Source organism: Streptomyces sp. BE20 (assembly GCF_036322525.1).
GTDB lineage: Bacteria > Actinomycetota > Actinomycetes > Streptomycetales > Streptomycetaceae > Kitasatospora.
This window is the reverse complement of the sequence record NZ_JAQYWW010000957.1, coordinates 149,339-163,904: the sequence shown is the minus strand read 5'-3', so window position 1 is coordinate 163,904 and position 14,566 is coordinate 149,339. Positions and strand designations below refer to the sequence as shown.

Annotated in this window: 11 protein-coding genes and 2 pseudogenes; 5 read left to right on the top strand and 8 right to left on the bottom strand. The window is 73.1% G+C overall.

What is annotated here, in order from left to right:
- Positions 1 to 7 precede the first annotated feature (7 nt).
- The 3 genes from PUR61_RS24375 to PUR61_RS24365 all read right to left on the bottom strand — a co-directional run bounded on the left by PUR61_RS24375 (position 8) and on the right by PUR61_RS24365 (position 2,634).
- The gene (locus PUR61_RS24375) at positions 8 to 166 is read right to left on the bottom strand and encodes a hypothetical protein (RefSeq protein WP_329881508.1); all 159 of its coding nucleotides are present in this window, start codon (positions 164 to 166) and stop codon (positions 8 to 10) included.
- 209 nt (positions 167 to 375) lie between these two features.
- Complete coding sequence (locus tag PUR61_RS24370) at positions 376 to 738, bottom strand: RICIN domain-containing protein (RefSeq protein ID WP_329881507.1); 363 nt, start codon at positions 736 to 738, stop codon at positions 376 to 378.
- A 168-nt stretch (positions 739 to 906) separates the two neighbouring features.
- Positions 907 to 2,634, bottom strand: coding sequence for an amidohydrolase (locus tag PUR61_RS24365; RefSeq protein ID WP_329881506.1), 1,728 nt, complete (start codon positions 2,632 to 2,634; stop codon positions 907 to 909).
- A gap of 528 nt (positions 2,635 to 3,162) precedes the next feature.
- Between PUR61_RS24365 and PUR61_RS24360 the strand changes: the two are divergent.
- Both PUR61_RS24360 and PUR61_RS24355 read left to right on the top strand, forming a co-directional pair.
- Positions 3,163 to 3,780 (top strand): annotated as a pseudogene (locus PUR61_RS24360) (carbohydrate binding domain-containing protein); the annotation flags it as partial.
- Between the two features lie 204 nt (positions 3,781 to 3,984).
- Positions 3,985 to 4,938: pseudogene (locus tag PUR61_RS24355) on the top strand (chitinase); the annotation flags it as partial.
- 178 nt (positions 4,939 to 5,116) lie between these two features.
- On the opposite strand, the gene PUR61_RS24350 reads toward PUR61_RS24355, so the two are convergent.
- Both PUR61_RS24350 and PUR61_RS24345 read right to left on the bottom strand, forming a co-directional pair.
- The gene (locus PUR61_RS24350; RefSeq protein WP_329881505.1) at positions 5,117 to 5,479 is read right to left on the bottom strand and encodes a hypothetical protein; all 363 of its coding nucleotides are present in this window, start codon (positions 5,477 to 5,479) and stop codon (positions 5,117 to 5,119) included.
- 201 nt (positions 5,480 to 5,680) lie between these two features.
- Positions 5,681 to 5,908, bottom strand: a complete 228-nt coding sequence (locus PUR61_RS24345; RefSeq protein WP_329881504.1) for a hypothetical protein — start codon at positions 5,906 to 5,908, stop codon at positions 5,681 to 5,683.
- 534 nt (positions 5,909 to 6,442) lie between these two features.
- On the opposite strand from PUR61_RS24345, the gene PUR61_RS24340 reads away from it, so the two are divergent.
- A complete protein-coding gene (locus PUR61_RS24340; protein WP_030918248.1) occupies positions 6,443 to 6,646 on the top strand; it encodes a cold-shock protein in 204 nt (67 codons plus the stop codon).
- Between the two features lie 363 nt (positions 6,647 to 7,009).
- Positions 7,010 to 7,387 carry a CBS domain-containing protein gene (locus PUR61_RS24335; protein ID WP_329881503.1) on the top strand — a complete coding sequence of 126 codons (378 nt, stop codon included), beginning with the start codon at positions 7,010 to 7,012 and terminating at the stop codon, positions 7,385 to 7,387.
- Positions 7,388 to 7,529: 142 nt separating this feature from the next.
- Here the strand turns inward: PUR61_RS24335 and PUR61_RS24330 are convergent, their stop codons facing one another.
- Positions 7,530 to 8,750: a Dyp-type peroxidase gene (locus PUR61_RS24330; RefSeq protein WP_329881502.1), complete on the bottom strand. Its 1,221-nt coding sequence runs from the start codon at positions 8,748 to 8,750 to the stop codon at positions 7,530 to 7,532.
- 31 nt (positions 8,751 to 8,781) lie between these two features.
- Here PUR61_RS24330 and PUR61_RS24325 point away from each other — a divergent pair, with 31 nt between their 5' ends.
- A complete protein-coding gene (locus PUR61_RS24325; protein ID WP_329881501.1) occupies positions 8,782 to 10,128 on the top strand; it encodes a right-handed parallel beta-helix repeat-containing protein in 1,347 nt (448 codons plus the stop codon).
- A gap of 42 nt (positions 10,129 to 10,170) precedes the next feature.
- On the opposite strand, the gene PUR61_RS24320 is transcribed toward PUR61_RS24325, so the two are convergent.
- Positions 10,171 to 10,881 (bottom strand): hypothetical protein, encoded by a 711-nt coding sequence (locus PUR61_RS24320; RefSeq protein ID WP_329881500.1) that lies wholly within the window; start codon positions 10,879 to 10,881, stop codon positions 10,171 to 10,173.
- A gap of 261 nt (positions 10,882 to 11,142) precedes the next feature.
- A complete protein-coding gene (locus tag PUR61_RS24315; RefSeq protein ID WP_329881499.1) occupies positions 11,143 to 13,962 on the bottom strand; it encodes an SdrD B-like domain-containing protein in 2,820 nt (939 codons plus the stop codon).
- Between the last annotated feature and the right edge of the window lie 604 nt (positions 13,963 to 14,566).

Here is a 14,566-nt window from a genome sequence, read left to right as displayed (position 1 = left end):
TCCGGGGTCAGGGGATGACGTCCTCCCCGGAGCCACGCGCCTGTGCGTGCAGGCCCTCCGTGCTGAACTTCACCCAGGCACCACCGTCCGGCCGGCCGATGTCCCCCAGGATCCAGCGGCCGTCGACGCGTTCCAGCGGGCCCAGGGAATTAGTTGTCTCGTTCACACGCCCATTTTCGATCGCGCATTCCTCGAATCGCACCGCAGTTGCCGTCGGCACCGGGACGGAATTGGACACATACTCGTGAACCGCCCTCTGGGAAGGGCCTTGGGGCGCCAGCCGTGCGGCTGGCGCCCTTCGGTGTTGCTCTGGCCGGCATGAGGCGTGGGCGACTTCGGCCTCATGCGCGGCCAGGTGTCGTCAAGGGTTGTGCATCAGTGGAGCTGGAAGGACCACTCCTGCTTCCAGCCGCCCTCGCAGGTCCACACGCCGAGCTGCTTGTGGTCGGAGTCGTGGGTGAGGCAGTTGTCGTCGTCGATCCGGATCCGGTACTTGCCGTTGCCGAGGCTGACGAACTGCCACTTCTGGTTGGGGGTGTTGCCCCACGCCTGCTGTTCGGCGACGTAGGTGTCGGGGTTCTCGGTGAGGTTGAAACCGAGGTCGTTGACGATCCGGTAGCGGTCCCCGCCCAGCGGTTTGATCGTCCAGGTGGACCCCTTGTACCCCAGGATGCCGCCCAGGATCGGCGCACCCCAGCTCGCGGTCTCGTTGGGCGCCGTCGCGCCCAGGGCATCCATACGACGGGGCCGGCCGGATTGCCCTTTCGTGCACGACCCCGGCCCGCCGGGCTTTGCGGACCGGCCTCGATACCGGTGACGTCAGGATTGCCGCCGACGGCCCGTGCGCCCGGCCCGGCCCGTGCGCCCGGCCCGGGCCGGGAACGACCGGCGGCCGTGGCCGCCGGTTCAGCAGGAGCAGCCCCAGTGCGGGGTGGGCGCGGTCGCCGGGTCGGCTGCCGGGGGCTCGGAGGCCCGGCCGGTCGGTGCGGGCGGGTGGACGGTGGCGCCGGCCTTGATGGTCTCGACGACCTCGATGTCGCGGATCTCCTCCGGATCGACGGTCAGCGGGTTGGCGCTGAGGACGACCAGGTCGGCGAGCTTGCCGACCTCGATGCTGCCCTTGCGGTCCTGTTCGCCGTACTGGTGGGCGGCGTTGATCGTGATCGCGCGGACGGCGTCCAGGGGCGACACCCGGTGCTGGGGCCCGAGGACGGCGCCGGTGCGGGTGCGCCGGGTCACCTGGCTGGACAGCACGGCGATCGAGTTCGGCAGGGCGACCGGCGCGTCGTGGTGCGAGGTGTAGCGCAGGCCCCGGTCGAGCGCCCAGCGGGCGGGGGAGATGGCCTCCGCCCGCTCCTCGCCGAGGACCACCGAGCGGTACCAGTCGCCCCAGTAGTAGGTGTGCATCGAGAAGAAGGAGGGCACGATCTCCAGCCGGGCGAACGCCTCGACCTGCTCCTCGCGGGCCGTCTGCGCGTGGATCGCCACGGTCGGCCGCCGCCCCGGCCCGGCGGCCTCGACCGCCCGGAGGAACTGGTCGATCGCCGCGTCGCCGTTGACGTGCGCCAGGACCTGCCAGCCCCGCTCGACCGCCGTGCCGACCTGCTTGGCGACCACCGCGTCGTCCGGCACCGTCGGGTACCCGCTGTAGCCGTCCGGCTGCCCGGCCGGCGGCGTCAGGTACGGCTTGGTCAGCCACGCGGTGCGCCCCTGCGGCGAGCCGTCGAGGACCAGCTTCACCCCGGCCGCCCGGACGCGGTCGACGTACGTGTCGCTCACGCCGATCGGGTCGTCCAGCGCGGAGGCGAGGGCATCCTCGGCCTTCACGTACGCGACCACGTCGACCGGGAGCAGCACGGCGGCTGCCGTGTCCCGCAGGGCCTTGAGGTTGGCGAGGTTGGTGCCGCCCTCCTGCACCGTGGTGAAGCCGAAGGCCGCCGCGGTGGCCGCGCCCGTGACGAACAGCGCCCGCAGTTCGCGTTCCGGCAGCCCCGCGAGTGCCGATTCCGAGGCCGGGGTGAACGCCTTCTCCTCCAGGACGCCGTCGGGCTCGCCGTACGAGGGCGGGACGGCGAGTTCCCGCCGCCGGATCACCCCGCCCTCGGGGTCGCGCGTGGCGGCGGAGAAGCCGAGCAGCCGCAGGCCGAGGCTGTTCACCGCGCCGAGGTGGAACGACTGGTGGATGGCCAGCACCGGGCGTTCCGTGGACACTTCGTCGAGGTCGTCGCGGGTGGGGTGCCGGCCCTCGTCGAGCATCGCGTCGTCGTACCCGAACCCGATGATCCACGCGGAGTCAGTCCCCGTCGGGCCGTCGGCCCAGGCGCGCAGCTTGTCCTTCAGCGAGCCGATGTCGGTGACGTCGCCGTCCGGCGCGGCCAGCAGGTTGGCGATGACGGTCTGCAGGCCGATGCCGCCGAGGTGTCCGTGGGCATCGATGAACCCGGGCAGGAGGGCGCGGCCTTCGAGGTCCCGTACGACGGTCCGCGGGCCGCTCCAGTGTTCCGCCTCCTTCCGGGTGCCGACGAAGACGATCGTGCCGTCCTTGACGGCCACCGCTTCGGGCGACGCGTCGCTGTGCTCGGCGACGGTGACGATCTCGCCGCCGTGGAGGATGAGGTCGGCCTGTTCGGCCATGCGGGTCTCCCGTTCGGTAGGGGGTGCGAAACCGGGTCCCAACCTAGGAGCCCGGTGGCCGAACGTCGTTGAGAACGGCCGACGTTCACCGGGACGGGTCAATCACCTGCCGGTCCCGCCGGGCCCGGCCGCCACGCGGTCCTCCGGCGCCCGCCGCCCCTGGTGGGGGGAATCCGGCCACCGGGCGCACGCCCGTGACGGCCGGCGGCCGGAACTCGCCTGTGGTCGGCCGGTCGAGGGAGGCGGCGGTGGGCGTGGCCACCACCGGGCCGCGGACCGGGTGATCGGTACAACTGCCTTCACCTCCAGTGTACTTGTCGGCCCTTCCGTGCGCGGACCCTCGGCGGGCCGCCCTCGCTCGACCGGGCCGCGCCTCCCGGGATTGGTCCAGACCTATTGACGGGCCTCGCCACCCCTTCTACGATCCGGTCCGGCACAGCCCCACATGTCCCCACCTCACCCAGAGCCGGGCGTCACGCCCCCACGCGTCGGTCATGTCCATGGCGCTCGGCGGGAAGGGAGCACAACATGTTCCGTCGGAGGTCCCGTACTCCGCGTCTGTCGGGCGATTCCCGCCCTGGTGCGAACCCCGGCCGCCTCGAAGGCGACCGGACCGGGAGCGAGTCGTCCCGAACCCCCCGCCCGCAGCGGGCGGCCGTGGAGCGCGCATCGCACGTGAACCGGACCGGCCGCACCCGGCCCGGACCGGCCGTCCTGCGGCGCTCCCTCGCCGGGATGAGCGCCGCGGCCGTCATCGGCGCCGGCCTCGCGGTGGCCGGTACCGTCACGGCCGGGGCCGTCACCCCCAACCTGGTGGCCAACTCCGGATTCGAGAACGGACTCGCCGACTGGACCTGTTCCGGCGGATCCGGCGCGGCCGTCGGCAGCCCGGTCCGCTCCGGCACCTCCGCGCTCAAGGCGACGCCGACCGGCCTGGACAACGCCCAGTGCACCCAGACCATCAGCGTGCAGCCCAACTCCCAGTACACGCTGAGCGCGTACGTCCAGGGCAGCTACATCTACCTGGGCGCCACCGGCACCGGCCTCACGGGCACCACCTCCACCTGGACGCCGAGCAGCTCGTCCTACAGCCAGCTCAGCGTGGCCTTCGCCACCGGGGCGAACACCACCTCGGTGACCGTCTTCCTGCACGGCTGGTACGGGCAGCCCGCGTACCACGTGGACGACGTGTCGCTCGCCGGCCCCGGCGGCAACAGCCCGTCGCCGACCACTCCGACGACGCCGCCCACCACGCCGCCCACGACGCCTCCGACCACCCCTCCCACGACACCGCCCACCACGCCGCCCACGACACCGCCCACGACGCCTCCGACCACGCCGCCGGGTGACACCTGCCCGACGAAGCCCAAGCCGTCGGGCAAGGTGCTGCAGGGCTACTGGGAGAACTGGGACGGTGCCGCGAACGGCGTGCACCCCGGCATGGGCTGGGTCCCCATCACGGACAGCCGGATCGCCGCGCACGGCTACAACGTCATCAACGCCGCCTTCCCGGTGATCCTCTCGGACGGCACCGTCCTGTGGCAGGACGGCATGGACGCCGGCGTCAAGGTCTCGACCCCGGCCGAGATGTGCCAGGCCAAGGCCGCCGGAGCCACGCTCCTGATGTCGATCGGCGGTGCTGCCGCCGGCATCGACCTCAGCTCCAGCACCGTCGCCGACAAGTTCGTGGCGACCGTCGTCCCGATCCTCAAGAAGTACAACTTCGACGGGATCGACATCGACATCGAGACCGGCCTGTCCGGGAGCGGCAACATCAACACCCTGTCCGCCTCCCAGTCCAACCTGATCCGCATCATCGACGGCGTCCTCGCCCAGATGCCCGCGGGATTCGGTCTGACGATGGCCCCCGAGACCGCGTACGTCACCGGCGGCAGCGTCACCTACGGGTCGATCTGGGGCTCCTACCTCCCGATCATCAAGAAGTACGTCGACAACGGTCGACTGTGGTGGCTGAACATGCAGTACTACAACGGCAGCATGTACGGCTGCTCCGGTGACTCCTACCAGGCCGGCACCGTCCAGGGCTTCACCGCGCAGACCACCTGCCTGAACAACGGCCTGGTCATCCAGGGCACCACGATCAAGGTGCCGTACGACAAGCAGGTGCCCGGTCTGCCGGCCCAACCCGGCGCGGGCGGCGGCTACATGGCGCCGGGCCTGGTCAGCCAGTCGTGGAACGCGTTCAGCGGTTCACTCAAGGGGCTCATGACGTGGTCGATCAACTGGGACGGTTCCAAGGGCTGGAGCTTCGGCGACAACGTCAAGTCCCTCCAGGGCCGTTGATGTCCCGCTGATGTCCCGCTGATTCCCGGGGCTCCGGTGCGCCGTTGCGCGCCGGAGCCGATCACGGACCGAAACCACCCCTGCGGGTGATCCGAGGCCGCCGAGGGCCCGGATCACCCGCAGGGGTGTGTGCTTCGCAGAGGAAATTCGCAGGGGAAGGGCGGGGCGACCGTGGCTGTCAGGTGTCGGAGTAGCTGAGGTCTCCGACCGTCCAGGCGTTGACGTCCTCGATGGCGATGCGGTACATGCCCCCGGTGTGGGGCAGCGCGAAGTCGCCCTGGAGGATCTTCGCCCGGTGGAGGTGGAGGTGGGTGGGGCGTGCGGGCGGGCCGTCTGCGGGCTGGGCGAAGAGGGCGGCGAACGGCTTCAGGTGATCGGACGCCTGGAGGACCTCCGCCACCCGCTCCCACCACAGGGTCACCGGCGCGAGCCTGCCGGTGATGACCGCGCCTGGGACCACCACGGTCAAGGACATCTGGTTGCTGTGCTCGGATTCGACCATCGCGGCGATGTCGACGAGCAGCCCGTCGGGGTTCGACATGACTCCCAGCCTAGGACACCGTGCCGGGGCCGCCTAGCCTTGCCCCGGGGCGGTCTCCGCGGCGCTGCCACGGCGAGGCGTTCCCACGGCGCGACCCGTGGGCGTGCCGCCGGCCGATCGGCCGGACGCCCGGCGTCGACGACCGCCGGTGCGTCGGCCGGAGCCGGAGGGAGGGGGTGAACGGCGAGGTGAGGCGCCGGGTCAGAGCTTGTACATCGAGGTGTAGGGCTGGGTGATGCGTTCCTGTCGGGATCCGAAGTCGACGAGAACCGCGATATCGCTGTCGCCCTCGACCCCGATGGCCCGGCCGAGGCCGAACGTGTCGTGGCTGACGCGGTCACCGACGGCGAAGTGTTTGCGCGGCGCTTCGACCCGGGCCTTGAAGGGGCTGGTGGGCAGGTGGCGGTGGACTGCTGCAGATTTCCTCATCCCTTCCAGTATGCGCCGGATATCGCGGGGGTGGGACTTTCCCGAAGCATTCGGGTTGCGCGGGCCGTAATGCCGGGTGTGCCGACAGGACTCCCCGGATCGGGGCGGGGCGCCGACCGGGGTGGGCCGGACGGGCCCGGGCGGGCCCGGGGCGCGCCCTGGGGGGCTGTCGCGGCGACGGCGGGCGCGCCGCACCCGGGCGAGTCGTGCCCCGGAGGGCCGCGGGCTCGGACGGTGCGGCTGACCGCACCAACAGACCTACCCCCGGAGCGCGTTGGCCGTCCCGGCGCCCCGGTGCCGGCGGCCCCGCGGCGAGGTGCCGAAAAACCCGGGGCGAAATATCCGCCCGCAGCGGGCCGGGGCCTGCTAGAGTCGTTTTAGTTGCAGTAGTGGTTCCCATGAACTTTGTGTGCGCCTGCTGATGTATCGCAGGCGCATTTTTGTTTCCCGGATATTTCCGGGTGGGTGCTCATCGCGGCGACTCGAAGCACGTGCTGTACGTGTTTCGGACTGCCCTTGAAGGAGATTGTTTTTATGGCTAATGGCACCGTGAAGTGGTTCAACGCGGAAAAGGGCTTCGGCTTCATCGAGCAGGAGGGTGGCGGCCCGGACGTCTTCGCCCACTACTCGAACATCAACGCCAACGGCTTCCGTGAGCTGCTTGAGGGCCAGAAGGTCGAGTTCGACGTCACGCAGGGCCAGAAGGGCCCGCAGGCCGAGAACATTCGCCCGCTGTAGTTTTTCTGCCACGGCACCCGCCCAGCAGCGAGGGGCCCGCACCGAGTACTTGATGCCCGGTGCGGGCCCTTCGGCATTGCGTCACGACGCATCCCGGGCCGTCCGGGCCCTCGGTCCCGCCACCGGCGGCCGTCCCCACGCGAGACGTACGGCGCCGCGTCCGGACCGGCCTCCTCCCGTGACAGTTCACGGTTCGCGGTTCTTCGCTCCCGCCCTCTGCGGTGAGCACCGACCGTAGGCGACGTGCCGCACGGTTCCACCGTCCACGCCCCGCCCGTCACACGCCCGGCCCGTTGCCTCGCGGCTTCCGCGTGCGCTGATCAACCGGCTGCCTCGGCGAACGACACGAGAAGGAGCCCGCCCATGACCACGACCCTCGAACACCCCACGACCACCACGGTCGGCGACCTCATGCGACACCCGGAGCTGCAGATCGGCGACGACGTCATGGTCGACACGGCGATGGACATCCTGCGGAGCTCCGGCGCGGACCACCTCCTGGTCCGCGACGAGGACGGTCGCTGCGCCGGGCTGCTGACCCACCTGCACCTGGCGCCCTTCCAGGCCCGCTCCTGGTACACCGAGCGCACCCCGGTGCGCAACATCGTCCTGGACCGCGGCCCGTTCGCCACCGCCGACATGTCGGCCACCACGGCTGCTGCCGCCATGCGCTCCCGCGACCTGACCAGCTGGCCGGTGGTGGACCACGACGGCCACGTCGTCGGCCTGCTCAGCATCTAGCGCCGACGCGGACGCCGACCGGCCAGGACGGACGGACGGGCGGGGGTCCTTCGCGCCCCGGGTGGGGCGCAGCGGTCCCGCCCTGACCCCCGCTACCGCGCGCGGGGCGCAGCCGGCTCCGGGGTGTGCGGGCCCGGGAGCGTCAGGACCACAGGTGGTCGCCCAGGGCGGTGCCCTCCGGGGCGCCGGGGAGCACGTGGGCGACGGCGGACGCCGTGTGTTCGAGGAACGGATTGAGGGCGTCACGGGTGGCGAGGCGCTCCTGGACGCGGGTGAACTGGCCGGGGTCGCGCATGAAGGCGCAGAAGAGCAGGCCGCGGTCGCCGGGGGCGTCGTCGTAGCTGTGGCCCCGGCGGAGCATGCGGGCCCCGCCGTCCAGCCGGGGGCCGGTGAGGCGGACGTGGGCGGTGGCGGGGATGACGTAGGCACCGTTCGGGTGCTTGGCGTAGAGGTCGGGCTCGTCGTGTTCGGCCGTGCCGGTCAGCGGGGCGCCGTCACCGGCGCGGCGGCCCATCGCGAGGTTCTGATGCTCCTCGGGGAGGGCGGCGAAGGCGGCGGTGTCCATCCGGATCCGTCGGTAGACCAGGACGGTGGCGTTCTCGTGCGGCCCCGGTGGGCCCCAGACCCACTGTCGGGCCGCGTCCTCGTCCGGGTTGGCGCTGCCGTCCTTGAAGCCGAACAGGTTGCGGGGCGTGGCGCCGGGCTCCGTGCCCGGCAGGAAGCCGGACTGCGACCAGCGGGGCGTGGCCCCGGCGGCCCGGGCGGCGGTGGCGGTGAGTTCGCCGACGACGGCGAGCGTCCAGTGGTCGGCGGCGCCGAGCTGGAGCAGCAGGTCGCCGCCGCTGCGCGCCGGGTCGAGGCGGTCGCCGGGGAACGCCGGCAGCTCGGCCAGCCCGGCGGGGACGGCGAGGCCGAGCCGGGCGGCGAGGGCGGGGCCGAGGCCGACCAGCGAGGTGAGCCGGGTGGTGCCGCCGGCCCGTAGCCGCGGGTCGGGTGACGGGCCGGTTCCGGCCGTCGCCGAGGCAAGGGTGCGGGTCCAGGCGGCGAGGAGGGTGCGCAGGGCCTCCCGGTCCGCGGCGGTGGAGCTCGGCGGGAGGTCGAAGGCGACCAGTTTCGTCGCCGCGAGCTGAGGGGACGTCACACCGGACTGCCGGGCGCCGTGGAAGGGGATCGGTGCCCCGGGCGGTGGGCCGTCGGCTCCGGTGGCGCGGCCCGATGTCCGGTCGCCGTCCGTCAGTTCGCCCGCCGCGGCTCCGACGCCGGCGGCGAGCACCGCACCGGCCGCCAGCAGCGCCCGCCGCCGCCCGAGGCCGGGCGCGGCGATCGGGTTCGACGACGACGCGTTTCCCGGTTCGGTGGGCATGCGCCCTATTGGAGACGATAGAACACGTGCCATGCAAATCACGTTTCCTGATCGTCCGTCAGCCCTCCGGGCCGGAGCGGCGGCGACCACCCTGGCCCTCGCGGTCGCCCTGTCCGCCGGGTGCTCCTCCGCGGGTCCGGCCTCGGACGACGCAGCACACCCGGCCGGGACCGTGGTCCGCGTGCCGGAGGACTTCCCCACCGTCCAGAAGGCCGTGGACGTTGCGCGGGAGGGCGACACGGTGCTGATCGGCCCGGGGACCTACCGCGAGAGCGTGCGCGTTCCCAAGCGGAACGTCGTGGTGCGCGGGACGGACCGCTCGGCCGTGGTGCTGGACGGCGGGCTCAAGCTGGCCAACGGCATCACCGTCACCGGGCCCGGCTCCGTGGTGGAGAACCTCACCGTCCACGGATACCTGGCCAACGGCGTCCTGTTCACCGGCGTCACGGACGAGAAGCTGCAGCAGCGCGGCGCGGGCGGCTCGGCGTACGACCCGTTGGACACCGCCCGCTTCCCGCCCGTGGAGGGCTTCCGTGCGACCAGGGTGACGTCGTACAACAACGGCCTGTACGGCATCTACGCCTTCGACGCGCGCTCCGGCGTGATCGAGGACTCCTACGCCTCCGGGCACGCCGACTCCGGCATCTACGTCGGCCAGTGCAAGCCCTGCGACACCGTCGTGCGCGGCAATACCGTGGAGCGCAACGCGGTGGGGGTCGAGCTGACCAACGCCTCCGACGGCCTGTCGATCGTGGGCAACCGCGTGGCCGGCAACCGGGTGGGCGTCACGGTCAACTCCAACGACCTGGAGGCGCTGGCCCCGCAGCACGGCGCGGTGATCGCGGGCAACGTGGTCGTCGACAACAACGCCGCCGACACGCCCGAACAGGCCGACGGCGGCTTCGGGATCGGCATCGGGATCGGCGGCGGCACCGCGAACCGGGTGGAGCGCAACCTCGTCCGGGGCAACCGCGCGGCCGGGGTGATCGTCACCGATCCGCCGGGCCACCCGGCGACCGGCAACCGGGTCGAGGGCAACCAGGTGGACGGCAACGGCGCCGACCTGGTGCTCGCCTCGGCGGACCCCGGCAACTGCTTCAGCGGCAACCGGCCCGCCACGCAGAGCCCTGACGGTCTGGAGGCGGCGGCGGGCTGCGGAAGCCCGGCGCACGGGCCGCTGCCGGCGGGCCGGACGGCGACGGTCCTGGCGCCGCCCGGCGTCCCGTTCAGCCGGGTGCCCGCGCCGCCCGCGCAGCCGTCGCTGCCCGACCCGACGGTGCCGGGCCGCCCGGCGACCGGTCTGCCGGGCGCGGTGGACCCGGGGGCGTACCCGCTTCCGACGGATGCCGGCGTGCTCCCGGCGCAGCCCGCGCGCTGACGGTCGGGCGAAGGGGCGGGAGGCGGGTCGGGGGTCAGCCGGTCAGCCGGTCAGCCATGGCGCCTCGGGGAGCTTGGCGACGTCGTCGTGTCCGGCGAACTCCACGGTGGTCGGGGTGCCCAGGCCCGGCATCCGCATCGTCACCCGCCTCAGCGTGGCGTCGGCGTCGACCCAGTAGGTCAGGGGCGACCGGCCGCCGTCGGGCGCGGCGCCCTGGGCGCGCGGGCCGGCGAACCGGTCGTGGATCCGGCCGTCCAGGCGGTCGGTGCCGAGCCAGCGCGCCCCGGACTGGGCGAGCAGCAGCGGGTTGTCCGGCCGGTCGGCGCCCAGCTGGACCAGCAGTTGGAGCCCGGCGTCCAGCGGGTCCGCCGTGTAGGTGCGCGGGGACCAGCCCTGCCGGGGGACGCGCTCGGCCTGCTGCCAGGCCGGTCCGTCGGTACCGGCGGGCTCGGGGGCGAGCCCGAGCCCGCCGGCGTCCCAGACGACCAGGCCGTGGTCGAGCGGGCCGCTCGCCCCCGTGACCCGGTAGCGGCCCACGCCCCGGCGGGTGCGGTAGTCCACGACACCCTCGACCCGGACGTCGACGCCCCCGCCCTCGGCGGCGGTGAGTGTCACGGTGACCGGGCCGGCCTGGTAGAGGTTCAGGCGCGACAGGGCCAGCCGGGAGGCCTCGTCGACGGTCACCGCGCGCTCCCCGGTCCCGTCGGCGACGGTCCGGTAGGCGACGACGCCGCCCGCGGCGGTGGCGCACACCACGAGCGCGACCAGGGTCCTGAACCGGAGGGTCCGACGACGTGCCGCGCGGGGGTCGCTCCCGGGCTTCCCGCTGCCCGCCCCGGTGCCCGCCTTCGCGGCTTCTGCCCTTCGGGCCCCTGTCGTCCGGGCCCCTGCGTTCCGGGCCATGCGATCGCCTTCTCTCGTCGGTCGGTCACGACGGTCGGGCGGGTCCACGGACCGGAGTCCGCGGATCCGCCCGACCGGTGCCGGTCCCTCAGGACCGCCGTGCGGGGCGTGCTACTGCTGGCGGGCCCTGCGTCGGCGGGCCAGCAGCACGAGCGCCGCGCCGAGGACGGTCAGCGCACCCGCGCCGGCCACCATCACCGGGATCCCCTCGCTCGCACCGGTGCTGGGCAGGTGCGACCCGGGGGCGGGGACGGGGGCGGGTGCCGGCGGGGCGGGCGGCTTCGTGGCCGGGCTCGGCTGCGTCGGAGCCTGCGTCGGAGCCTGCGTCTGCGTCGGCGTCGGCGTCGGCGTCGGGGTCGGCGTGGGCGTGGGCGTCGCGCTCGGCGTCGGCGTCGGGATCAGCCGGTTGACGGCCGTCACCTCGACCCCGGCGCCGAGGTTCTCGGCGTTCAGCACCAACGGCCCGAACACCGTCACCTCCGGCGGGGCGTAGCCCTCCGGCGGCGCCAGCTCCTGCCAGTAGTAGGTTCCCGGCACACCGCTGCCCTTGCAGATGCCGTCGGCTCCGGTCGTGCAGGGGTCTCCGGCCGCCGTGTCGGGCTTCTCGCCGGAACTCTGCAGCCCGTCGGTGCCGTTGGTCTCCTTCCACAGTCGGAACTTCGCGCCCGCCAGCGGCTTGCCGTCCTGGTCGTGCTTGACCAGGCGCAGCGCGCCCTCCTGCTGTCGGAAGCCGAAGTCGAAGGTGTGGTCGTTCTCGCCCGGTCCGCCCGTGGTGAGCGCTCGTTCGGCGTACTGCCCGCCCGCCGGGACGACGCCCTTGGAGTCGACGAACCGGTTGTCGCCGACGTCGGCGTCGGTCGGCACCCACTGGTACAGCGGGCCGCCCTTGGCGTAGTCGGCCGGGTTGTCGAGCCGGACGGTGTACTTCGTGCGCGGCTTGAGGCCGCCGGTGACGTTGGAGTCGTCGAAGTAGTACTCGCCGCGCGCCGTGGTCTTCGCGGTGCCGACGAGCTTCCCCGACTCGTCGTACAGGTTGACGGTCGCCGCGGGCACCGGGCGCTGGCCCGGGCGCTGGACGCCGCTGCGCTCGGGGTCGTACCAGACCCGGTTGCCGATCTGGAGCGGGGCCTGGTCGCAGAGCACCTCCAGGTCGCCCATCGAGGCGCCCTTGCCGAACGGGGCGATGGTCCCCGGCGGGTTGAGCCGCAGGCCGAAGAGCGGGTCCTGCTTGCCGTCGCGCTGGACGAACGCGGTGCCGTAGCCGTAGGCGGTGGAGTTGGGGTCGAAGCCGGAGGTCGCGATGGTGTTCTCGACCTTCGACAGTGCCATGCCGGCGAAGGCCGCGTTGTGGTGCGACCCCATCCGGCTGTTGTCGAAGAACCGGGTGCCGCGGGGCGAGAGCCCGCAGCCGTTGTTGGTGTCGAGCACGTACGTGCCGTTCGCCGGGCAGGCCTTGTTCAGGTCGCCGCCGGACAGCACGTTCGCGACGGAGGTCGGCGTGGGCGCGGCCGGCGCGCGGTCACCGAAGCGGTCGCGGAACGCCAGCAGCATCGAGCCGTCCGTCTCGAACGTGATCTCGCCCAACTCCGGTTCCGGCTGCGCCAGGTAGGCCCCGCAGACCTGGCCGTTCTGCGAGGTCGGGTAGGTGCCGGTCCACGGGAACCAGCCCGCCCCGTCGCAGGTGCCGCCGCCGACCGTGGAGCCGCGCGGGTAGTCGAGCGGCTGGTTCAGCACCGCCGGTGCGAAGGCGCCGGTGGCCAGGTCGAACGGCAGCACCACCGCGCGCAGGTCGGAGGCCTTGCCGGTCGACTCGCCCGAGCAGACGCCGCCGAGGTAGCCGGTGCCGTCCTGGAGGCCGAGGCCGAACGGCCGCCAGTCCCCGGCCGCGGGGCAGCCCGGGTCGGGGATCGGGTAGGCGGCCTTCGGTGCGGCCGCCGTGGGCCCGGTGGCGTCGTAGCGGTAGAGCTTGCGGTCGTTGAGGTTGACGACGAAGAGGTCCTTGCCGTCGTCGCTGATCTTGATGCCGCCGAGGCTCTCCTTGCCCGGCACCGCCAGGAACGCGTCGTCGGTGCCGCCGCCGTGGACGGTCGAACCGGCGTCCGGGACGGTGGTGAACAGCGAGGTCCGCTTCTGCGCGAGGTCGGTCACGTAGACCGCGCCGGCGCCGCCGGGGCCGTAGTCCGTGGTCCGCTTGGCGACGGCCGAGGAGAACACCCGCCGGTCCGCCCGGTTCCACGCGATGCCGTACAGCGCACCGGTCTCGGCGTTGGTGGCGACGTTGGTGACGTTCACGTCCACGCCGTCCGTACCGCGGGCGCTGTACGGGAAGGACACCAGCGTGCGCTGCGTCCCGCCCTCCCGCGTGGTCGGCTGGCAGGTCGTGACCAGCGGCGCGTTCTTCTGACAGTAGTCACCGGGGCTCCACAGCCCGGTGGTGTACGCCACGTTCTTGCCGCCGGAGAGGTCGACGAACTCCTCGTTGCTGCTCAGCTGGGTCGGGCCGCCGGCCAGGCCCTGGCGCGAGGCGAAGGCCGGGAACAGCTTGCCCGGCTTCGGATTCACCACCTGGACACGGTACTTGCCGCCGGTGAGCTTGGTCGCGGCCGGCGCCAGCGTCACCGTGCCGTCCGCCGCGGTGGTGCCCTCGATGCCGCCTCCCGCGTCGTCCGTGAGGGTCACCTTCACGCCGGCCAGACCCGGCTCCAGAGCGGGCGTCCAGACCCCGCTCGTGTCCACGGCCCGCACCACGCGGACCGTCACCGTCCCGTCGCCCGCCTGCGGGAAGGCCGCAGGCGCCGCCACCAGCGAGCCCGCGCCGATTCCGACGGCCAGCGCCGCGGCGCCGCCCACCGTGCGGCGGCCGAGCACTCCCGGCCGTCGCCGCTCCGGGCCGCGTACGGCTCCGGGCCTCTGTTCATGTGTCGTGGTCATCCCTGCTCTCATCGTGCGGTCGGGCCTCCGCCCCGGCCTCGCGAGGGAGTTCGCGTGTGGCGGGAAGCCGCTGTTTTTAACGGGAGCTTAAGGGGGTTTCACACAAGTTCGCAGGAGAACCAGGAACTTTGACGAGCCGTCAGGCGTTCCGGTCTGCTGGGTGGTGAGGTCACGTCAGATGCGCGACGGCACAACGGAGTTACCCCTGGCTACCGGCCGGAACGGCGGTCTTTCCGTGCGGGAGTCCCGTCGGCCGCGGTCCGCCGGACAGGTCCCGCACTCGAACGCGTTGCGAGGCGACGAACTGGGGCACAGGAAGCGCCCGTCGCCCGGATCGCGCCGAGTGCCGTGAACCGCGCGAGGAGCCCGGGGCGGTGTGGCCCGGCAGGGGTCGGGGGTCCGGTCCGGGTCCGGGGCGGGCGCGGGGGTGCGGCCGGGGCCACCGCACCCGACCCGGACGGCGAGGCCGCGGGGGAGGGGCCCCGGGATTCGTCCCTGCGCGCGGCGGTCCGCAGAACCGGCGCGGATCGCGCCGTCACGTGCGGTGGAGGGACCGCGCGGTGCCGTTGGTCCGATCGGATGGCCGCCCCCGGCACCCCGGCGC